At 44.4% G+C, this 20,926-nt stretch carries 16 protein-coding genes and 2 tRNA genes; 4 read left to right on the top strand and 14 right to left on the bottom strand.

Going from position 1 to position 20,926, the window contains the following annotated elements; genetic code table 11:
* Positions 1 to 49: 49 nt before the first annotated feature.
* The 4 genes from A4A70_RS01590 to rpsU all read right to left on the bottom strand — a co-directional run bounded on the left by A4A70_RS01590 (position 50) and on the right by rpsU (position 4,287).
* A tRNA-Ile gene (locus tag A4A70_RS01590) sits at positions 50 to 122 on the bottom strand.
* Positions 123 to 278: 156 nt separating this feature from the next.
* A complete protein-coding gene (gene rpoD / locus A4A70_RS01585) occupies positions 279 to 2,126 on the bottom strand; it encodes an RNA polymerase sigma factor RpoD (protein WP_067567845.1) in 1,848 nt (615 codons plus the stop codon).
* Between the two features lie 94 nt (positions 2,127 to 2,220).
* Positions 2,221 to 3,981 carry a DNA primase gene (gene dnaG, locus A4A70_RS01580; RefSeq protein WP_067567844.1) on the bottom strand — a complete coding sequence of 587 codons (1,761 nt, stop codon included), beginning with the start codon at positions 3,979 to 3,981 and terminating at the stop codon, positions 2,221 to 2,223.
* Between the two features lie 90 nt (positions 3,982 to 4,071).
* Positions 4,072 to 4,287: a 30S ribosomal protein S21 gene (gene rpsU, locus A4A70_RS01575; RefSeq protein WP_067567843.1), complete on the bottom strand. Its 216-nt coding sequence runs from the start codon at positions 4,285 to 4,287 to the stop codon at positions 4,072 to 4,074.
* A gap of 401 nt (positions 4,288 to 4,688) precedes the next feature.
* Here rpsU and tsaD point away from each other — a divergent pair, with 401 nt between their 5' ends.
* Positions 4,689 to 5,708: a tRNA (adenosine(37)-N6)-threonylcarbamoyltransferase complex transferase subunit TsaD gene (gene tsaD / locus A4A70_RS01570; RefSeq protein ID WP_067567842.1), complete on the top strand. Its 1,020-nt coding sequence runs from the start codon at positions 4,689 to 4,691 to the stop codon at positions 5,706 to 5,708.
* Between the two features lie 119 nt (positions 5,709 to 5,827).
* Here the strand turns inward: tsaD and A4A70_RS01565 are convergent.
* The 5 genes from A4A70_RS01565 to lolB form a co-directional block, all read right to left on the bottom strand.
* Positions 5,828 to 5,901, bottom strand: a tRNA-Pro gene (locus A4A70_RS01565).
* Positions 5,902 to 5,983: 82 nt separating this feature from the next.
* Positions 5,984 to 7,075, bottom strand: coding sequence for a redox-regulated ATPase YchF (gene ychF, locus A4A70_RS01560; protein WP_067567840.1), 1,092 nt, complete (start codon positions 7,073 to 7,075; stop codon positions 5,984 to 5,986).
* A gap of 84 nt (positions 7,076 to 7,159) precedes the next feature.
* Positions 7,160 to 7,744 carry an aminoacyl-tRNA hydrolase gene (pth, locus tag A4A70_RS01555; protein WP_067567838.1) on the bottom strand — a complete coding sequence of 195 codons (585 nt, stop codon included), beginning with the start codon at positions 7,742 to 7,744 and terminating at the stop codon, positions 7,160 to 7,162.
* A 93-nt stretch (positions 7,745 to 7,837) separates the two neighbouring features.
* Positions 7,838 to 8,785 (bottom strand): ribose-phosphate pyrophosphokinase, encoded by a 948-nt coding sequence (locus A4A70_RS01550; RefSeq protein WP_102135151.1) that lies wholly within the window; start codon positions 8,783 to 8,785, stop codon positions 7,838 to 7,840.
* Between the two features lie 267 nt (positions 8,786 to 9,052).
* A complete protein-coding gene (lolB, locus tag A4A70_RS01545; RefSeq protein WP_067567836.1) occupies positions 9,053 to 9,682 on the bottom strand; it encodes a lipoprotein insertase outer membrane protein LolB in 630 nt (209 codons plus the stop codon).
* A 422-nt stretch (positions 9,683 to 10,104) separates the two neighbouring features.
* Here lolB and prfA point away from each other — a divergent pair, with 422 nt between their 5' ends.
* The 3 genes from prfA (at position 10,105) to kdsA (ending at position 13,019) form a co-directional block, all read left to right on the top strand.
* On the top strand, positions 10,105 to 11,187 hold the full coding sequence (gene prfA / locus A4A70_RS01540) for a peptide chain release factor 1 (RefSeq protein WP_067567834.1): 1,083 nt from the start codon (positions 10,105 to 10,107) through the stop codon (positions 11,185 to 11,187).
* 5 nt (positions 11,188 to 11,192) lie between these two features.
* A complete protein-coding gene (gene prmC, locus A4A70_RS01535; RefSeq protein ID WP_067568291.1) occupies positions 11,193 to 12,032 on the top strand; it encodes a peptide chain release factor N(5)-glutamine methyltransferase in 840 nt (279 codons plus the stop codon).
* A gap of 135 nt (positions 12,033 to 12,167) precedes the next feature.
* Positions 12,168 to 13,019, top strand: a complete 852-nt coding sequence (gene kdsA / locus A4A70_RS01530) for a 3-deoxy-8-phosphooctulonate synthase (protein WP_067567832.1) — start codon at positions 12,168 to 12,170, stop codon at positions 13,017 to 13,019.
* Between the two features lie 208 nt (positions 13,020 to 13,227).
* Here kdsA and pyrB read toward each other — a convergent pair whose 3' ends face one another.
* From pyrB to pepA, 5 genes are all read right to left on the bottom strand, one after another.
* Positions 13,228 to 14,160 carry an aspartate carbamoyltransferase gene (pyrB, locus tag A4A70_RS01525; RefSeq protein ID WP_067567830.1) on the bottom strand — a complete coding sequence of 311 codons (933 nt, stop codon included), beginning with the start codon at positions 14,158 to 14,160 and terminating at the stop codon, positions 13,228 to 13,230.
* A 256-nt stretch (positions 14,161 to 14,416) separates the two neighbouring features.
* On the bottom strand, positions 14,417 to 15,418 hold the full coding sequence (gene argF / locus A4A70_RS01520) for an ornithine carbamoyltransferase (protein ID WP_067567828.1): 1,002 nt from the start codon (positions 15,416 to 15,418) through the stop codon (positions 14,417 to 14,419).
* A 456-nt stretch (positions 15,419 to 15,874) separates the two neighbouring features.
* Positions 15,875 to 18,730: a valine--tRNA ligase gene (locus A4A70_RS01515; RefSeq protein WP_067568289.1), complete on the bottom strand. Its 2,856-nt coding sequence runs from the start codon at positions 18,728 to 18,730 to the stop codon at positions 15,875 to 15,877.
* A gap of 17 nt (positions 18,731 to 18,747) precedes the next feature.
* The gene (locus A4A70_RS01510; protein ID WP_067567826.1) at positions 18,748 to 19,200 is read right to left on the bottom strand and encodes a DNA polymerase III subunit chi; all 453 of its coding nucleotides are present in this window, start codon (positions 19,198 to 19,200) and stop codon (positions 18,748 to 18,750) included.
* 60 nt (positions 19,201 to 19,260) lie between these two features.
* On the bottom strand, positions 19,261 to 20,775 hold the full coding sequence (gene pepA / locus A4A70_RS01505) for a leucyl aminopeptidase (protein ID WP_067567824.1): 1,515 nt from the start codon (positions 20,773 to 20,775) through the stop codon (positions 19,261 to 19,263).
* Between the last annotated feature and the right edge of the window lie 151 nt (positions 20,776 to 20,926).

Genomic DNA, 20,926 nt, shown 5'->3' with positions numbered 1-20,926 from the left:
TGCTTCCAGTTCTAACTCTAGAGAGATAGAAGAGAGTTAATAAAAATAGTGGCCCCTGCTGGACTTGAACCAGCGACCAAGCGATTATGAGTCGCCTGCTCTAACCACTGAGCTAAGGGGCCAAAATACTAGCTTAGATTAGTATATTTTAATAACTTCAGCAATAATTTTTTTGTTCAAAAAAATATGCTTATAAATTTGAAATTAGTTACAGTTTTCGCAGCTGAGTTTGGGTTGCTATTAACAAGCTGATAACCATGTGCATGGTGCATTAATCATCAATCATCTAGAAAGCTACGCAGAACTTCCGCCCGACTGGGATGGCGAAGCTTACGCAGCGCTTTCGCTTCTATCTGACGGATACGTTCGCGGGTAACATCGAACTGCTTACCAACCTCTTCCAGAGTATGGTCAGTATTCATATCGATACCGAACCGCATACGCAGAACCTTGGCTTCACGCGCAGTAAGTCCGGCCAGGACATCATGAGTCGCTGAACGCAGGCTTTCCGAGGTGGCTGAATCTATCGGCAGTTCGAGGGTAGTATCTTCGATAAAATCCCCTAGATGGGAATCTTCATCGTCCCCGATGGGGTTTTCCATTGAGATAGGTTCTTTAGCTATTTTTAATACTTTTCTGATTTTATCTTCTGGCATCAGCATGCGTTCCGCTAATTCTTCCGGCGTTGGCTCTCGCCCTATTTCCTGTAATATCTGACGAGAAATACGGTTAAGTTTGTTAATTGTCTCAATCATATGTACCGGAATTCGGATGGTACGTGCCTGATCAGCGATAGAGCGGGTAATGGCTTGGCGGATCCACCAAGTAGCATAGGTGGAAAACTTATAGCCACGACGATATTCAAATTTATCCACTGCCTTCATCAGGCCAATATTGCCCTCTTGGATCAAATCGAGAAACTGTAGGCCACGGTTAGTATATTTTTTAGCAATAGAGATAACTAAACGTAAGTTAGCTTCTACCATCTCTTTTTTGGCGCGCCGAGCTTTGGCTTCTCCTATGGACATACGACGATTGATATCTTTTACCTGCTCTATGGTTAGACCGGTTTCTTCTTCAATCTGACACAGATTTTGCAGGCTACGATGCACATCTTCATCTACCTCGTGTAGTTTTTCCGACCACGGCTTGGCCATATTCAGCGCGGTATTAAACCAGCTTTCACTCGTTTCATTACCAGCAAACAGCGTGATAAAGTTTTTTTTTGGCATTTTACTGATTTCCACACACAGCTTCATGATCAAACGTTCCTGAGTACGTATAAGATTCATTATTGCACGCATATTATTTACTAAATAATCGAACTGTTTCGGCACTAGGCGAAATTGTTTGAACACATCAGAAAGATTCTTAATCTCGTGAGCAGATTTAGCGTGACTACGGCCGTTAGTTTTGATGACGTTGCGGGTAATTTCGTACTGCTCACGTAATTCAACGAATTTCTGGCGCGCTAGCTTAGGATCGATGCTGTTATCGTCATCTGAACTATCCTCAACGCCATCCTCTTCATCATCTTCATTATTATCATCTATTTTTTCAGCGGCAAGTTCTGCTCCAATGTTGAGCACAGTAGAAACAATGTCTTCTTCCGCATTAGGGTCGACAAATCCGGTGATTAGGTCGGAAAGACGCGCCTCGCCAGACTCGACGCGGTCGTACTGCTCCAATAAATAGGTAATAGCTTCAGGATACTCAGCGACCGAGCATTGCACTTGGTTGATACCATCTTCGATACGTTTAGCAATATCAATTTCTCCTTCGCGGGTAAGAAGCTCTACAGTGCCCATCTCTCGCATATACATGCGTACTGGATCAGTAGTACGTCCAATTTCAGCTTCCACACTGGACAGGACCTGCACGGCTGCTTCTGCAGCATCTTCGTCTGCATCGGCAGTGGTTTCGGCTAGCAGTAGATCATCGGCATCCGGTGCTTCTTCCATCACCTGGATACCCATGTCATTTATCATCTGGATTATATCGTCTACCTGATCAGAGTCGACGATATCATCTGGCAGATGGTCATTTACCTCAGCAAAGGTTAAATAGCCTTGCTCCTTACCACGTGTTATAAGTAGCTTAAGCTGTGACTGCGAGTTTTGCTCCATAAGACAGTATCCACACTTCAGAAGAATATTCGGTGTTGGTTAGAGTACCCAATAGATTGGACTGTTGCACATTGCGCAGAGCCTTTAATCCTTGTCATTTAGTAGATTTTTTCGCTAAAGCTTGATTTAACGACCAAAGCTCTTGACGCTCTGCAGTCGTCAATCCATGGGTCCGATCGCGGGCAATAAGCCCTTCCTGGCGATGCTCAAGTAAGGAGTCGTAAAGGCTTGCCAGGGCATCAATAAACATTGGTTTGATCATCTCATCAACAATCATGTGGTTCCAGGTTGCTAGAGTTTCAAGCTGGAGGTGAGATTTATTCTCACGGTAATACTCCAGTAGTTGGCCGGTAGTTAAACCGGGCTGGGCCTGGCAGGCCTGCACTAATTCAATAAACAGCGGTACGCCAGGAAGGTTTGCCTGCTCCAGACCCTGCAACATCGGTGGTACAAAGGCGGACAGCCACGGGTATTGAATCAGTAATCCTATCAGGATACGCATAGTTGTGCGTTTGATCTGTGGTAAAGGTGAAATATTTGCCTTCATCGTCGCCTTTGGCAGCAGTTTCTCCAGTTGAGAGTCGTCGAGGATGCCAAGTTTCATCCCTAATTGCTGACGTAGATAAAGGCGTAACGTCTCTCCAGGCACCCGATCTATCAGCGGTAGCGCCAGCGCACTTAGCTTGGCGCGCCCATCTGGGCTGCTTAAATCGACCTTCGGCATCAGCGTTTCAAATAAAAACGTTGACAGCGGCTGCGCTCGTTCAATACGCTGTTCAAACTCTTTTTTACCGATTTTACGCACTAATATATCGGGATCTTCCCCCTCTGGCAAAAACATAAAATGCAACTGCCGACCGTCTGTCATGTAAAGCAGCGCGTTTTCCAGAGTTCGCCAAGCTGCTTCGCGCCCTGCACGATCGCCATCATAGCAGCAAATTATACGATCGGTAACGCGGTAAATAAATTGTATATGATCAGCAGTGGTTGAGGTGCCCAGCGATGCCACCGCATAATCAATGCCAAATTGTGCCAGGGCTACAACGTCCATATAACCTTCAACTACTAGCAGCCTAGATAATTTTGAGTGCTGCTGTTGAGCTTCGTATAGCCCGTAGAGCTGGCGACCCTTATGGAAAATCTCAGTTTCCGGCGAGTTAAGATATTTCGGCTGGCCATTGCCTACTATGATGCGCCCGCCAAAGGCAATAACTCGCCCAAGTTTGTCTCGAATGGGAAACATGATACGTTCGCGAAATCGGTCATACGTGCGTCCATTGTCGTTAATAACCAGCATGCCGACCTTGTTGAGTAAGGTGCGTTTCTCCGCCGTGTGTCCGAACTGCTTAATGACGTTATACCAGCCTGACGGTGCGAAGCCGATGGCAAAGTTTGTAATGACCGTTTCGCTTAATCCGCGCTTTTGCAAATAGTAACGGGCGGAAGAAGCCGTTGGCGCCTGTAACAGGCGTTGATAGAAACCGCTCAGTTTTTCCATCAGCTGATACAAATTTTTCCGCTGATGGCGCTCTTGCTGATTATGTCCTGAACCTTGTTCGTGGGGAACTTCTAAGCCATACTGTGACGCTAGCTCCTCAATTGATTCAATAAACTCTAAATGATAATAATTCATCAGAAAGTCGATGGCATTACCATGAGCGCCGCAACCGAAGCAATGATAAAACTGCTTTTCTCCGTTAATGGTAAACGATGGAGTTTTTTCATGATGGAATGGACAGCAAGCATAAAAATTTTTGCCCTGCTTTTTGAGCATTAGCCGCGAATTAATTAGATCGATGATGTCGGTTCGCGCCAACAAATCTTTGATAAAGAAACGTGGGATTCTTCCAGCCATAAGCCCTGTCAGGTCAGATAAGCATTTAAACGACAACAAGCCGTCTAATCCTTCGGTTGGGGTTAGATGAGTAATACTTCAAAAAAAAAATCAATACAGACGAGTACGTCGTGAGTTATCACGAGCCAGTTTTTTGGCCTGACGCTTAATAGCGGAAGCTTTAGCGCGCTTACGTTGGGTTGTTGGTTTTTCATAGAACTCACGACGACGAACTTCGGCCAGAATACCAGCTTTTTCGCAGGAACGCTTGAAGCGACGCAGTGCTACGTCGAAAGGCTCGTTTTCACGTACTTTAATTACCGGCATGTGTTTTTCACCTCGAATAAAATCATATTTTATGCTTATCTTTACTTTACCAGCAATTTTTTTAAAACTAAAAGAATTTATTTGTTACTTACATCCTATCCTCCTTTGGATAGTTAGTCTTACTGCATAATCTTTGTCCTATGGACAGTAGATTATCTCGAACATACTAATATCAGTTAGATCATAACTAACTTTTTACCAGGCAAACAGTAAATTTATCTATACAAAGATAAGAAATTTTTACGGATTTGTACGGAATAGACGATAAAAAATGTTCATTACAGTTAATCTAAAGAGCGACTAACGTCTCCTCGATTTATACCGGCTCATGCTGAATATGATAAACTAAGATTAATATAAAATGATAACAATTGAGAATACAATCAAAAGGTAGTACTGATATGCGCATATTAGGTATTGAGACTTCCTGCGATGAAACAGGCGTTGCGATTTACGATGAATCTCAGGGTTTACTGGCCAATCAGCTGTATAGCCAGGTAAAACTGCACTCCGATTATGGTGGCGTGGTCCCTGAACTAGCTTCGCGCGATCATATACGTAAAACCGTGCCGCTGATTCAAGCCGCTCTGGCCCAGTCTGGGCTACAGGCGGCAGAGATTGATGGAGTTGCCTATACTGCGGGACCGGGATTAGTAGGAATGCTGATGGTAGGTGCGACCGTCGGCCGTGCTCTGGCTTATGCATGGCAGGTTCCAGCCATAGCTGTTCACCACATGGAAGGGCATTTGCTAGCGCCAATGCTAGAGAAGCATCCGCCGGCTTTTCCATTTGTGGCGCTGCTGGTTTCCGGCGGCCATACGCAGCTTATTGCAGTGACCGGCATCGGTGAATATCAGTTGCTGGGGGAGTCTATTGACGACGCTGCTGGTGAGGCATTCGATAAAACCGCAAAGCTGTTGGGGCTGGATTATCCTGGTGGGCCGATGCTGTCGCGCCTCGCGCAGCATGGCATGGCGGGGCGTTACAAGTTTCCGCGTCCGATGACTAGCCAGCCGGGATTATCGTTTAGTTTTTCTGGGCTTAAAACCTTCGCTGCCAATACCATTCGTGCCAGCGCTGATGATCCCCAGACGCGCGCTGACGTGGCTCGGGCCTTTGAGGAAGCAGTTGTTGAGACACTGATGATCAAATGTCAGCGTGCGTTGAAATTAACTGGTTTTGAGCGGCTGGTAATTGCCGGAGGTGTCAGTGCTAACCAAACCCTACGCACCAGCTTTAGTAACATGATGCGTAAGCATGGAGGTGAAGTTTTTTATGCCCGTCCTGAGTTTTGTACCGATAACGGCGCGATGATTGCTTATGCTGGAATGTTAAGGCTGCAGGGTGGTACGCCAGCTGATCTAGTGGTATCGGTACGATCGCGCTGGCCACTTGAGGCATTGCCAGCATTAAGCATCTGAGTTTTTAGTTTTTGCTTTGCTAGTGTTGTGTTAGACCGGCTGACTGCCAGCAACGATAATATCACGGACTGGTCGAGCGATAGCGGCGTAAAACTTAAATGAAGTAGACATAATTTTTGTCGGTGAGAGAGGATTTGAACCTCCGACCTATACGTCCCGAACGTATTGCGCTACCAAACTGCGCTACTCACCGGATGCAAGTGCATACTACCTATTGACGCCATTATACGTCAATAATTAATTATCTGGAGATATCTGTTAGATAAAAAATATAATTAGATATTGAATAAAAAATTTATTATATCCCCATCTTGGACAAGATAATCTTTTCCTTCTAAGCGCATTCTGCCCGCTTTTTTAGCACCTTGCTCCCCTTTGTAAGTGATGAAATCAGTGAAGGAAATCGTTTGGGCGCGGATAAATCCTTTATCAAAATCAGTATGAATTTTCCCTGCTGCCTGCGGAGCAGTAGCGCCTACCGGTATTGTCCAGGCGCGCACCTCTCTTACCCCAACAGTAAAAAAAGTATGTAGATTTAATAACTTATATCCAGCCTGAATAACGCAAGTTAGGCCTGACTCAGCTAAACTAAGCTCTGCCATAAACTCATCACGTTCTTCTTCATCCAGTTCTGCAATGTCCGACTCTAGCGCGGCACATACCGCAACAAACACTGAACCTTCGGTGGCAGTGATAGCGCGCACTTCATCTATATAAGGGTTGTTATCAATACAATGTTCATTCACGTTGGCAATATACATAGTGGGTTTTAGAGTCAAAAACCTCAGATAGCGCAGGGCGCTTTTTTCTTTTTCACTCAGCTCCAGCGTGCGTAGCATGCCGTTATTGCTTAAATGAAATAAACATTTTTCCAGCAACGCCAGCTCCCGCTGTGCATTGTGATCGCCACCTTTGATGCGTTTATGCCCCCGATATATAGCACGTTCGCATACCTCAAGATCGGCTAGAGCCAGTTCGGTATTAACTACATTAATATCTTCTACTGGGCAAACTTTTCCTGCTACATGGATGATGTTGTTATTTTCAAAACAACGCACAACGTGAACGATAGCTTCGGTTTCGCGAATATTAGTCAAAAACTGATTACCTAACCCTTCACCTTTGTAGGCACCTTTAATTAGGCCTGCGATATCAATAAATTCTATAGTAGTCGGAACGATCCGCTGCGGTTTGACAATATTCGCTAGCTGATCTATACGAGGATCAGGCATCGGCACTACGCCAATATTAGGCTTAATAGTACAAAACGGGAAATTCGCAGCTTCAATACCTGCTTTAGTCAGCGCATTAAACAAGGTAGATTTGCCTACATTTGGCAATCCTACAATACCGCATTTAAAACCCATAATTATATCACCTATTCCCAGTCATAATATAGACGCCCGTTATATATAAAATTTGCTTATGACTAATTACTCAATATTTATAATTCAACTAGCCTGGTAAGCGTGTAGTTGAGTCATCGCGTTAATAACGTCCTGGTAGATGAAAATATTCCTAGTGTAGTGCACGGCTTCATTAATAGTGCTATCAATCAGATGCTGTTCGGCAATAGGTGGTTGACTGAGCACGAAGTCGGCTACTTTTTTTTTATCTCCCGGATGGCCGATACCTATTCGCAGCCGGTAGAAATGGTTATTGCCTAGGCAGTTAATAATATTTTTTAAGCCGTTATGACCTCCGTGGCTGCCGCCAAATTTTAAACGTGCGGAGCCTGGCAAAAGATCAAGTTCATCATGCGCCACCAAAATCTCTTCTGGTACGATACGATAAAAATTTGCCATCGACGCTACCGCTTTACCGCTGAGGTTCATGAACGTAGTCGGCACTAACAAACGAACATTATTACCTGCTAATGTTAACTTAGCAGTATAGCCGTAAAATTTTTTTTCTTCATTTAAAGACTGCCTATGGTATTTTGCAAGCACTTCTATGTACCAGGCGCCCGCATTATGGCGGGTCGCGGCGTATTCGGTGTCTGGATTGGCCAGACCAACAATTAATTTGATCGTCACTTCGTGCTGTCATCTAAAAATTAACATGGCAACAAGTGACAGCAGCATAAAAAGCTTCGGACAAGGAGCAATATAGCATAGCTATCCACCTGTTTAATGCTCGAACATCGCCGAAATGGATTCTTCATTACTAATCCGCCGGATGGCTTCGGCAAGCATGCCGGATAAGGTTAGTGTGCGGACGTTAGGGAGCGCCTTAATAGACGAATCTAGCGGAATAGTATCACATACGATAACTTCATCGATGACTGAAGTTTTTATATTTTGGTAAGCTTTTCCGGAGAAGATAGGGTGTGTAGCGTAGGCAAAAACCCGCTTAGCACCACGCTCTTTCAGCGCTTCAGCAGCTTTGCACAAGGTGCCCCCTGTATCAATCATGTCATCTACTAAGATGCAGTCGCGACCTGCTACATCACCAATAATGTTCATAATCTGCGATACATTAGCGCGTGGACGGCGCTTATCGATAATCGCCATATCGGTATCATTAAGCAGTTTGGCAATCGCGCGTGCACGCACCACACCTCCGATATCGGGTGACACAACTATCGGGCTTTCTAAATCTTGCTGGAGCATGTCCTCCAACAAAATCGGGCTGCCGAAGACGTTATCTACTGGAACATCGAAGAAGCCTTGAATCTGTTCTGCGTGCAGATCCACCGTCAGAACGCGATCAATGCCTACACTTGACAGAAAATCGGCGACCACTTTTGCGGTAATCGGAACGCGGGCTGAACGTACGCGACGATCCTGACGGGCATAGCCAAAATAGGGTATAACAGCGGTGAGGCGCCCAGCCGAAGCCCTACGTAGAGCATCAACCATCACTACTAATTCCATTAGATTATCGTTGGTTGGCGCACATGTAGACTGGATTATAAAAATATCGCCACCGCGGACGTTTTCATCTATTTGCACACTAACTTCGCCGTCACTGAAACGGCTAACTGTAGCGTTGCCTAGACTAGTATATAAACGGTTAGCAATATTTGTTGCCAGTTCAGGGCTGGCGTTTCCAGCAAAAAGCTTTATATCTGGCATGAAATAACCTTCGGCTTGCGGATTATATAAGGTATGGTGGTATTGCACTAACTTTAATACTAGTAGTGAAGTTTTGCCGTATTAATATAACATATTAATTTATTAATTACTGAGCCGCTAGGCAGTTGTGGCACAGCTATAATACTACAGTAACGCTGCTCAACATTATAGCAGCTTATCTACCGGTTCGCCAAGCGGTAACTTTTTGCAATATACAATAATAGAGAAATTAAACCAATGTTGACAGAAATTGGCACTTTATTAAAGTTAAAGAATCCAGTTATCTATTTTTAATTTAATGCGTTTATCGCCCTGATACAATTCAATATTTGCCGGCAGGTGCGGCAACGTATCGTTATGGTAACTTAAATAGATTAGGCGCCAGCTTTGTCCGTTCTTACTATTATAAGTTAATGTACGTAGGTGGCCACAAGAATTAAGAGTAAAATCGGTAGTATCGCCAGGTAGGCCAATTAACCACTGACGTAGTTCGCTAAGCGGAATTATCATCCCGGTTAACTTTTGTATGATGACTTCCGGATTATCGCTAACATAATGTTTACCTTGTTTATTAATAAGCTGGGCACTTCCCAGCTGCACCTTGAGATCTATCTCTGTGCTACCAAGCGGATTGATCAGCAGTAACCGATAGCGGTCGGTGCTTGTCTGTTGCAAGTTAAAGCGTGCATATACTTTCTGCTGGCTAGATAGATAGGCAAAAGCGCCGCGAGTTTGATATCTGGTTAATTGCACTACTGACTGCTGATGGGAACGCCATTTATTGTTATATAATTGGCTCTTAGCCGTGCAGGAGGGAGTATGAACACTACAGGCCGTTAGCAGTAGTAAGCTAGACAACGGCAGAAAATAGAAAACAGCGCGATAATGCTCAAGCATGCATGGGCTTCCTAAGTAAACATATCGATAGTTAAGATCTTAGAATTATTTCTAGATTAGATTCTAGCTACATAGCTATTATAGATAAATTTATAGTAAGAGTGTTTTATAACTATATTAAAACAATATTATATGCACACTTAGCTAGTGCTAAAATTATACAGTAGAGAAAAATAGATAAGGTAAAGCAAGAGAAGAGTTTTACTGATTTTCGCTTTGAGCATAGGCTATTAATATAATTAATAGCTAAAAAACTTTTCTAAAAAATGTTATTAGTTGCTAAATAAGTGCGTACTAAAACTAATATTATATCTGCGCGTATGTTTTTTATCAATAGCGTTTGCTGCATGTACGCTAGCCTATTTGAGTAAACTGCATTGTGGTCTTAACTGGACGAAAGATAATAAGGTAGATAACCACGCATGAAATCCTCGATCATCGCCAAACTAGAATCGTTAAAAAAACGCTACGAAGAATTGGGAGTACTACTCGGCGATTTCGCCATTATTCTTGATCAAGAACGTTTTCGATCTTTATCAAAGGAATATGCTCAACTAACAGCTGTAATCAGCTGCTTTCAGCGCTGGTGTCAGGTGCAGAAAGATATCCAGACAGCACTGCTGTTGCTGCAAGATCTAGAAATGCGTGAGATTGCACAAGAGGAATTAAAAGCCTCGCGAATCATTCAAGAGCAATTGGAGCAGCAACTGCAAATGCTGTTGCTCCCAAAAGATCCAGACGATGAACGAAGCTGCTTTTTAGAAGTACGCGCCGGCACTGGCGGCAATGAGGCAGCACTGTTCGCTGGAGAGTTGTTTAGAATGTACAGCCGTTTCGCTGAAACTAGGTGCTGGCAGGTAGAAATAGTAAACGCCAGCTATAATGAGAACGGTGGTTATAAAGAAATTATCGCTAAAGTTGCTCATGAAGGTGCCTATGGCCAGTTTAAATTCGAATCCGGTGGCCACCGCGTGCAACGGGTCCCGGAAACGGAAAGCCAGGGGCGCATTCATACCTCGTCCTGCACCGTTGCTGTTCTGCCGGCAATTCGCGAGGCGGAGATGCCAAAAATAAATGCCTGTGATCTACGCATTGATACCTTCCGTTCCTCCGGGGCAGGAGGTCAGCACGTCAATACCACCGACTCAGCTATTCGTATCACCCATTTGCCTACCGGTCTAGTGGTAGAATGTCAGGACGAACGCTCGCAGCATAAGAATAAAGCTAAAGCTTTAGCCGTGTTAGGTACGCGGTTGCGCGCTGCCGAAATACAGCGACGCCAGCAGGAAGAATCCTCTACGCGGCGTAACCTGTTGGGCAGCGGAGACCGCTCTGATCGTATCCGCACCTATAATTTTCCCCAGGGGCGAGTGACCGATCACCGAATCGGCTTGACATTATATCGTCTGGAGGAAGTAATCGAAGGTAAACTAGATATGCTGATTCAGCCTATCATGCAAGAATATCAGGCTGATCAGCTCGCCGCATTGTCCGAGATACTATAATGCCAATAACTTGGCAACAATGGCTAATAAAAGCTAGCACTAGGCTGCGTGCTGCTGCCAGTCCTAGCGCAAAACGCGATGCAGAAATTATGCTTGGGCAGGTGACCGGCGTAGCACGTACCAGATTATTGGCATTTGGCGAAACACCGCTGACGGCCGCACAGTGCTTGATGTTGGATGCTTTATTACTGCGTCGTGAACGGGGCGAGCCGGTAGCCTATCTTATTGGTGAGCACGAGTTCTGGTCCCTACGGCTGCAAGTCTCGTCTGCTACCCTGATTCCCCGTCCCGACACAGAATGCTTAGTCCAGCGAGCGCTGGAACTACTGCCGCCTGCGCACGCCGATGTGCTAGATTTAGGCACCGGCACCGGTGCCATTGCTCTGGCGCTGGCCTCCGAACGTCCAGCGTGGCGCATAACTGGTGTCGATCGATTGCCAGAGGCGGTGTCTCTGGCGCAAGATAATGCCGCTAGCTTGGGACTAAATAATACACAGTTCCTCGAAGGAGACTGGTTTGCGCCATTGCAAATGCATCGCTACAGTCTTATTGTGAGTAATCCGCCCTATCTTGAGGCAGGCGATCCACATCTTGCACAAGGTGATGTGCGTTATGAACCGCGTAGTGCATTGGTTGCTGGTGAGGATGGGATGCAGTCCTTGTCGGCGATAAGCCGACAGGTGGGAGCGCATCTAATGCTGGGCGGTTGGCTGCTCTTGGAGCATGGATGGCAGCAAGGAGGGGCGGTACGTACTTTGCTTACCGATGCTGGGTTTAGCCATATCGCTACCCTGCTCGATTATGGTCAGCATGAACGCGTTACTCAGGGCCAATGGTTGGCCTAACCAAAGATACTAGGTTGTTTTAAGCCCCACGGCCATATATCTGTCAGCTCATGCTGTAATTGATTCAATGTGCTTACTGGACTACTCTACTAACTAGTAAGTGCGTAAACTAATTGATAAGTTAAAAGGTGCAGTATGAAAAATCTAGTGGTCCATATCGGCGACATAGCCGTTAGCAACGATCGTATGTTTGTGCTGTTTGGCGGCATGAACGTGCTGGAGTCACGAGATTTAGCATTACGCATCTGTGAACATTACATGAACGTAACCCAGAAACTGAGTATTCCCTACGTATTCAAAGCTTCGTTTGATAAGGCTAATCGTTCTTCTATTTATTCCTATCGGGGACCTGGTTTAGAAGAAGGTATGAAGATTTTTACCGAGCTAAAAGCGCAGTTTAGCGTAAAAATCATCACCGATGTACATGAAGTCGCTCAGGCGCAGCAAGTAGCGGAGATCGTGGATGTTATCCAACTCCCGGCGTTTCTAGCACGCCAGACTGATCTGGTAGAAGCCATGGCCCGTACTGGCGCGGTGATCAATGTGAAAAAACCACAATTCATTGGCCCGGGGCAGGTAGGCAATATCGTCGATAAATTCCGCGAATCCGGCAACCACCAGGTTATTTTATGTGATCGCGGCAGTAATTTTGGCTACGATAATCTGGTGGTTGATATGCTAGGCTTTAACGTCATGAAGCAAGTATCCGGTGGTTGCCCAGTAATTTTCGACGTTACCCATGCGCTGCAAACCCGTGATCAGTTTAGTGTTTCATCTGGTGGTCGCCGTGCGCAGGTGGGCGAACTAGCACGCGCCGGCATGGCGATTGGCATTGCTGGCTTGTTTATTGAAGCGCATCCAAATCCCGATTATGCTAAATGTGACGGTCCCTCGGCCTTACCGCTAGATAAACTTGAACCATTCTTGCGACAGATAAAAGCCATTGATGAACTAGTAAAATCTTTTCCTATACTAGATACTGGCTAGTAATTTTCATCAAGCAAGGAAATTGTATACTTAACTTTTAGCTTGCATTTCTGCTGTCAGAAATCAGATAAACTGGAATTACTAGATAACATAATAGAAAAATTTGATCTAGCAGTACTAGATCATATGGGATGGTTATCTGCCAGATTTTAATCTCACTAGCGTAATTTTTGCTAATTTTTGAACATTAACTTCTAGATGTTAACCTTCAGTCAGGATCAAAACCCAATACCAGCGCCAGCAGAGCCTGACGAGCGTAAATACCATTACCTGCCTGTTGAAAATAATAAGCGTAGTTTGTATTATCTACTTCATGAGCAATTTCATTCATCCGCGGTAGCGGATGCAACACTTTAAGATGATCACGTGCCTGAAACAGATTACCGGCATGTAGTATAAAATGTGTTTTAATATTAGCATACTCCAACGGATCCAGCCGCTCTTTTTGTACCCTGGTCATATAAAGAATATCCAGTTCTGGTATTACTTCATCCATATTAGTATGGATGCTGTAGCTTATGCCTTGCTCCTCTAGCATATGCAGGATATGTGTTGGCATCGCCAGTGCTTGCAGCGATATGAAATAAAAGCGATTACCGTTAAATTTTGCTAGCGCTTGCGTTAGAGAATGTACGGTACGGCCATATTTTAAATCGCCTACCATGGCAATACTGAGATTATCTAGTCGACCCTGCGTTTCCTGGATAGTGAACAGATCTAATAGAGTCTGAGTGGGATGCTGATTCGCCCCATCGCCAGCATTCAAAATTGGCACTCTACCGGAGAAATTAGTAGCGAGCTGTGCAGCCCCTTCTTGCGGATGACGCATGATGATGGCGTCAACATAAGTGCTTATTACCGAAATAGTGTCGACTAAAGTCTCGCCTTTTTTAACTAAAGATGTATTGCCAGCATCAGAAAAGCCAACTACAGATGCACCAAGTCTGTGGATAGCAGTTTCAAACGATAAACGCGTCCGGGTCGAAGCCTCAAAAAAACAGCTGGCGATGACCTGATATTTGAGCAATTCCGGCTGTGGCCGGGCTTTGAGCATAGCAGCGGTAGTTAATACCAGTTCTAGTTCTTTGCGGCTAAGGTCATTAATAGAAATGATATTCTTATGATAAAGGGAATTAAACATCTTTACTTTTTCCTTCCTCTTGATAATAGCCTGTCGGTCTTTGATGCAGGGTTAGCCCTCCTTAAGCTCAAAAAAAATAGCCCCTCAATTAGGGGCTATAATATAACATTAGATTATAATAGTAGTTATCAAGACTACGATTGGTTGCAAACTTACCTACGACCACATAGTTAGTAGTCAAAAAAGTTTTCAGTTAAGCTTAAGCAAAACCGCGACTTCTAAGCTACTTACCGTAGTAAGGCCTAGGCTAGGTAGGCTACGCCAGCATCGCTACCATTACTGCTTTAATGGTATGGAGACGGTTCTCTGCTTGTCTAAATACAACACTATACTGAGATTCAAATACCTCATTAGTTACTTCTAATCCGCCATAAAGTCTATATTGTTTGGCTATTTGCTTTCCGATTTTGGTTTGATCATCATGAAAGGCAGGTAGACAGTGCAGAAATTTAACTTGCGGGTTACCAGTTTGGCGTATTATCTCCATGTTAATCTGATAGGCGCGCAATAGTACGATGCGCTCTTCCCATACATTCTTATCTTCGCCCATTGAGACCCATACATCAGTATATATAAAGTCAACATTTTTAATACCAACGTCAATATCTTCTGTTAAGGTAATCGCTCCGCCGTTTTTATGTGCCAGTTGATTACATTCGGTGACCAGCGCTTGATTAGGCCAATAGGCCCGTGGTGCAGTAAGGCGCAAATCAAGCCCGGTTAGCGCTGCTGCTTCCAGTAAGGTATTGCTTATATTGTTACGCGCATCGCCGATATAGACGAGCTTCATTTGATTAAATGATTTTCCCGGCAGACATTGCTGCATGGTCAGCAGATCTGCCAACAGCTGGGTAGGGTGAAATTCAGTAGTTAGTCCGTTCCACACTGGCACGCTAGCATAAGAAGCCAGCGTCTCGACAATTTCCTGACTATAGCCGCGATATTGAATACCATCATACAGTCTGCTGAGCACACGAGCAGTATCCTTGATAGATTCTTTATGGCCTATCTGGCTTCCGCTTGGTCCTAAATAGGTTACATGGGCCCCCTGATCAAAGGCTGCAACTTCGAAAGAGCAGCGGGTACGGGTTGAATCTTTTTCGAAAATTAGCGCAATATTTCTCCCTATAAGACGAGGGATCTCGTTCCTGTCCTGTTTTTGCTGCTTTAAGTTAGCAGCAAGAGCTAAAATCTGATTAATTTCAGTAGATGTTAAATCCATCAACCTTAACAAATTTCGTTGTAATAATTTACTCATTTACTCTTTCCTAAAATTCTATAAAACTCGCTAATTTTAAGTCTATGCTACATTATTAATTAACTTATACATAATATTTAATTGTAATTTTTAACACTAAATATTCTACCTGTCTACTGACAGTAGCATCCTGAACTGCGCTTTGCCAATAACCATCTTATTAGACTATTCAGTAGTGAATAATTGGAGCATAGCACGAACATTTCTTGAAAAAATGCGAAGAGACTAAGCTTAGTTGGGACCATCGAGCATCATTATTTCTCCACAAATAAGTCTAAAACGCTAGAGAAAGTAGCATTAGAAAACTTTAAAACTTGGTTGGGTTATGAAGTAACCCATGCAGCATTGAATAAAAATTACATTTAATAACGATAATTATATCGTTGATTATTATCCAGAACTGCCTCAACAAACTTTAAAAAAGTATCAGGTGTGGTTACGGCGTTATGTAAGTGATTACAAGCCGTAGATAGCGATCTGCTGTTCCAGTAATTTTGCTTTAGCTTGATGATAGTACTCCAGCTTTTTACGCTCTTTATTTACTACCGTTTCCAGTGCGCGGTAGATGAATTCTTGGTTGCTCAGTTTACAGGCGATGCGGCTGATTTCACTGTCGACGAACGCTACCTCTTTCGCTAGACGTGCCAGCTCAGTCTCTTTATCTATCAGATCTTTCATCGGGATCAACAGCTCTACGCCGTCGATGATTTTAGTGATGGAGACCGGCCCTTTATCATCTACTGGTAGTAGAGTGATACTTTCTAGCCGCGCTAGAGTAAGCATAAAGCTAAGGTTTTCATTTACACGGCGGACTACCTCCGGCGTGGGATTGCGTAGTAATACCTCAAGCGGCTTACTTGGCGTGATTTTTATGTCTGCACGTATATTACGCACAGCGACAATAGCTTGCTTGATCCATTCTAAATCAGTGAGAGCACCAGTATCCTTCATCGCCGCATCGTAGGTCGGAAACGTTTGGAGCATAATTGTCTTATCTTTCACACCAGCGAGTATTTTAACGCGTTGCCAAATAGTTTCCGTAATAAAAGGAATGATGGGGTGCGCCAAACGCAGTAAAGCTTCCAGCACCGTCACCAGGATATGGCGTGTGCCGCGTAGCTCGGCCTCGCTACCGCAGCTCATTACGAGCTTGGTCATCTCCAAATACCAATCGCAGAATTGATTCCAGATGAATTCATAGATAATTCCAGCCGCTAAATCGAATCGGTAGTTATCTAGCGCTTCGCGAAACTTCTTGACTGTATGGTTAAATTCCACTGTGATCCAGCGATCTGCAAGCGATAGTACTTTATTACCACCCTGGAAACCGCAATCTTTACCTTCGGTATTCATCAACACAAATCGGCTAGCGTTCCAAAGCTTGTTACAGAAATTTCGATATCCTTCTAGGCGTTTCATATCCCAATTAATATCGCGTCCAGTAGACGCTAGGGCAGCAAGAGTAAAGCGTAGGGCATCAGTGCCGTAAGGTTTGATACCGGTAGAAAACTGTTTCTCAGTAAGCCTAATAATCTTTTTATATAACTGCGGTTGCATCATATTTTCAGTACGTTTTTTTAGTAAATCGGCGAGCGAAATACCGTCTATCATGTCTAGCGGATCTATAACATTTCCTTTAGACTTTGACATTTTTTGTCCTGTTTCATCACGTACCAAACCAGTTATATATACTGTCTTAAACGGCACCTGCGGCTTACCGTTATCATCTTTAATAAAATACATGGTTAACATGATCATGCGTGCTATCCAGAAGAAGATGATATCAAAGCCGCTCACTACCACGTTAGTTGGGTGAAATGTGCGCAATGCTTTAGTATCTTCAGGCCAGCCGAGGGTGGAAAAGATCCACAGGCCGGAAGAAAACCAGGTATCTAGCACATCAGCATCTTGCTGTAGTGCGACATCATCCGCTAACTGATACTGCTGACGTACTTCCACCTCGTTACGACCTACATAAAACCGACCCTCGGCATCGTACCAGGCTGGAATTCTATGCCCCCACCATAGCTGCCGCGAAATACACCAGTCCTGGATATCGTGCATCCAGCTAAAATACATTTTTTCGTACTGTTTCGGCACGAACAGAATCTCACCTTGTTCCACTGCTTCCACCGCTACCTTGGCTAGTGGCGTAGCACGCACGTACCACTGATTAGTCAGCATCGGTTCAATAACTACATCGCCGCGATCGCTGTAAGGCACAGTTAAATTATGGTCTTTGATGTCTTCTAGTAGACCGAGACTTTCGAATGCAGCCACAATTGCCTTTCGCGCAGCAAAACGTTCTAGACCACGGAAAGCTACCGGTATCTCGCTGGATAGCGCAGCGCTGGCATTGCCATTAGTGTCAAACACTTCTGCTTCCTGACGGATGTCACCGTTAACTGTAAAAATATTAACCATCGGAAGTGCGTGGCGTTTGCCTACGTCGTAGTCTTTAAAGTCGTGGGCCGGTGTAATTTTGACACAACCGGTCCCTTTTGTCATATTGGCGTGTTCATCTTCTATAATAGGAATACGGCGACCTACCAGTGGTAGAATGACAAAACAGCCTATTAAATTGCTATATCGAGGATCTTTAGGGTTTACCGCAACGCCAGTATCTCCTAGCATGGTTTCCGGCCGTGTTGTGGCAACCACCAGATAATTTAGTCCATTAGCAGTTCGCACGCTATCTGCTAACGGATAGCGCAAATACCATATGGACCCTTTTAACTCGCGATTTTCAACCTCAAGGTCTGAAATAGCGGTGCGTAATTTAGGATCCCAATTCACCAGACGTTTACCACGGTAAATCAGGCCGCCCTGATACAGGCGAACGAACGCTTCTTTCACAGCATTAGACAACCCTTCATCCATTGTGAATCGCTCACGTTCCCAATCTACCGAGTCGCCCAAACGGCGCATCTGGTTAGTTATTGAACCACATGATTGCACTTTCCATTGCCAAATTTTGGTAATAAAAGCATTGCGGCCGTAATCATATCGGGTCTTGTCTTCTTCAGCGGCAATTTTACGTTCAACCACCATCTGGGTGGCGATGCCAGCATGATCAGTACCAACTTGCCACAGGGTATTTTTTCCCTGCATCCGCTGATAACGGATCAGGGTATCCATAATAGTCTGCTGGAAGGCATGACCCATATGCAAGCTTCCAGTGACGTTAGGTGGCGGAATTATGATGCAGTATTTATCCCGCGTGGGATCACCGTGCGGCTTAAAATAGCCCTGCTGTTCCCAATGTTCGTATAAAGGCTGTTCGATATCTTTTGGATTGTATGTTTTTTTCATGATACGTCGTTCGTTAATCACTGCGTTGGCGGAGTTGCCGTCGTAATCAAGAAGCCGACACTGCGATAAGCTTTATAACGATTGCGCGCTAACTTTTTTAAAGCATCTTCATCCGGAACGAAGTCTATCACTTCATAGTAAGTAGAAGCAAAATCTGCACAGTCAGGCAGTAGGCTAATCAAAAGATCTCTTGGCGTATTGCCGTGGCGTTGAGACCAGCAAATTTCAACTGGCGCGCCATCTCGCGGGCCCTCACCTGCTAGGTTATGGGGTACGAAAGCCTCAGAATCGAATGACCACAAGGCGTCATCTAGCTTGAGCGCCTGGATATTGTCCTCACAGGCGATGAGTACTCGTTTCCCTGCGCGCCATTTTTGAGTTGCTAAATAGCAGGCAAGCTGCTCCACGACGGTCAGACCATCGCTGAATTTATGGTTATTGTTGAGCAAATAGAAAGTCGCGTTTTTCATATGCCGTGTTGTGAAGCAAATGAGCTTGAAAAAATGGCCAAATTGGCGCTGTTTCTAAAATTAGAAATTTTTGTTCAGTCCGGCACGGTTAAGCAGGAATTGCGACAGCATCGCTACTGGACGGCCCGTAGCACCCTTCGATTTGCCTGAACGCCAAGCTGTACCTGCAATGTCCAGGTGTGCCCAATTATATCGGCGCGTAAAACGCGACAAGAAGCAACCGGCGGTAATGGCACCCCCAGACTTACCGCCGATATTTGCCATATCGGCACAATTTGACTCCAACTGTTCTTGAAATTCATCCAATAACGGTAACCGCCAGGCGAGATCACTTGCTTGCTCTGCCGCACTAATGAGTTCATGGGCCAGTGGATTATGATTAGACATTATGCCGGTTATATGATGCCCCAGTGCAATAACGCAGGCATAGGTCAGTGTGGCGATATCGATAACTACTTCCGGATTAAAACGTTCTACATATGTCAGTGCATCGCACAGCACCAGTCGGCCTTCGGCGTCAGTATTCAGCACTTCCACCGTTTGGCCCGATAATGTGGTTAGCACATCTCCAGGCCGAAATGCACGGCCGTCCACCATATTTTCACAGCCTGCCAGCACCCCAATGATATTTAGCGGCAGATTAAGCTCCATCGCCATATGCAGTACTCCGTACACTGTTGCGGCGCCGCACATGTCGTATTTCATTTCTTCCAGGCTTTCAGCAGGTTTAATAGAGATACCGCCAGTATCGAAGGTCATCCCTTTACCTATCAGCACGATGGGTCGATCGTTAGCGTCATTACTGCCCTTATATTCAATTACCGACATTAAAGATTCGTTATCAGAGCCTTTTCCGACCGCTAAGTAGGCGTTCATTCCCAGTTCTTTCATTTGTTGCTCGCCGATAATACAGGTCTTAGTATTATGTTTTTTGTAGTTATCTGCCAACTGCCTCGCTTGCAAGGCTAAATAAGTGGAGTTACAAATATTAGGGGGCATATTGCCTAAATCTTTGGACGACTTAATGCCAGCGGTAATCGCTAAACCGTGCTTAATTGCGTATTCACCGTTGGTTAATTCGCTTTGTGTCATAACATTGAATACCATCTTACACAGCGTACGGTGAGGTTCTATTGTCTGACTTTTTAGCTGATTAAATGTATAAAGCGAATCTTGTGCCGTTTCTACCGCATAGCGCACTTTCCAGTATGTATTACGACCATTGACGTTCAGCTTAGTCAAAAAGCAGACTACTTCCAAGGAGCCAATATTTTTTATCTTAGTTATCATTTTATTGATAATTTTTTTATACTGGCGCTCATCTAGTTCTTGTTCTTTACCGCAACCAATAAGCAATATACGTTCAGACAGTACATTGGGCACATTGTATAGCAGCAATGTTTGCCCTACTTGACCCTCCAATTCTCCCCGACGCAGTAGCGCGCTAATATAGCCTTTACTGATTTCATCTAGCTGTTCGGCAGCTGAGGACAAACGCCTTAATTCAAATACCCCAACAACAATACAGTCACTACATTGTTTTTCTAGGCTACCGCATTTTATGCTGAACTCCATGTGTTCTCCTGAATCTTAAAGACAAAGTTGGTAACTTAAAATATAATATAGTTTACTGTATATTATTTATTTGCTCTATAGGTAAGTAGAGACATTTTATGAAGAAAAACTATTTTTTTACAATCATTGATTGTTTATAGTACAGGCTATA

Source organism: Candidatus Hoaglandella endobia (assembly GCF_900044015.1).
Lineage (GTDB): Bacteria > Pseudomonadota > Gammaproteobacteria > Enterobacterales > Enterobacteriaceae > Hoaglandella > Hoaglandella endobia.
Note: the sequence above shows the minus strand (reverse complement) of the source record. Positions and strands in the feature narration are given on the sequence as shown.

What these genes read in the sequence shown, in the direction of transcription:
- rpoD (WP_067567845.1), bottom strand. Translation starts at nt 2,126, where the DNA reads ATGGAGCAAAACTCGCAGTCACAGCTTAAGCTACTTATAACACGTGGT.
- dnaG (WP_067567844.1), bottom strand. Translation starts at nt 3,981, where the DNA reads ATGGCTGGAAGAATCCCACGTTTCTTTATCAAAGATTTGTTGGCGCGA.
- rpsU (WP_067567843.1), bottom strand. Translation starts at nt 4,287, where the DNA reads ATGCCGGTAATTAAAGTACGTGAAAACGAGCCTTTCGACGTAGCACTG.
- tsaD (WP_067567842.1), top strand. Translation starts at nt 4,689, where the DNA reads ATGCGCATATTAGGTATTGAGACTTCCTGCGATGAAACAGGCGTTGCG.
- ychF (WP_067567840.1), bottom strand. Translation starts at nt 7,075, where the DNA reads ATGGGTTTTAAATGCGGTATTGTAGGATTGCCAAATGTAGGCAAATCT.
- A4A70_RS01550 (WP_102135151.1), bottom strand. Translation starts at nt 8,785, where the DNA reads ATGCCAGATATAAAGCTTTTTGCTGGAAACGCCAGCCCTGAACTGGCA.
- lolB (WP_067567836.1), bottom strand. Translation starts at nt 9,682, where the DNA reads ATGCTTGAGCATTATCGCGCTGTTTTCTATTTTCTGCCGTTGTCTAGC.
- prfA (WP_067567834.1), top strand. Translation starts at nt 10,105, where the DNA reads ATGAAATCCTCGATCATCGCCAAACTAGAATCGTTAAAAAAACGCTAC.
- kdsA (WP_067567832.1), top strand. Translation starts at nt 12,168, where the DNA reads ATGAAAAATCTAGTGGTCCATATCGGCGACATAGCCGTTAGCAACGAT.
- pyrB (WP_067567830.1), bottom strand. Translation starts at nt 14,160, where the DNA reads ATGTTTAATTCCCTTTATCATAAGAATATCATTTCTATTAATGACCTT.
- argF (WP_067567828.1), bottom strand. Translation starts at nt 15,418, where the DNA reads ATGAGTAAATTATTACAACGAAATTTGTTAAGGTTGATGGATTTAACA.
- A4A70_RS01515 (WP_067568289.1), bottom strand. Translation starts at nt 18,730, where the DNA reads ATGAAAAAAACATACAATCCAAAAGATATCGAACAGCCTTTATACGAA.
- A4A70_RS01510 (WP_067567826.1), bottom strand. Translation starts at nt 19,200, where the DNA reads ATGAAAAACGCGACTTTCTATTTGCTCAACAATAACCATAAATTCAGC.
- pepA (WP_067567824.1), bottom strand. Translation starts at nt 20,775, where the DNA reads ATGGAGTTCAGCATAAAATGCGGTAGCCTAGAAAAACAATGTAGTGAC.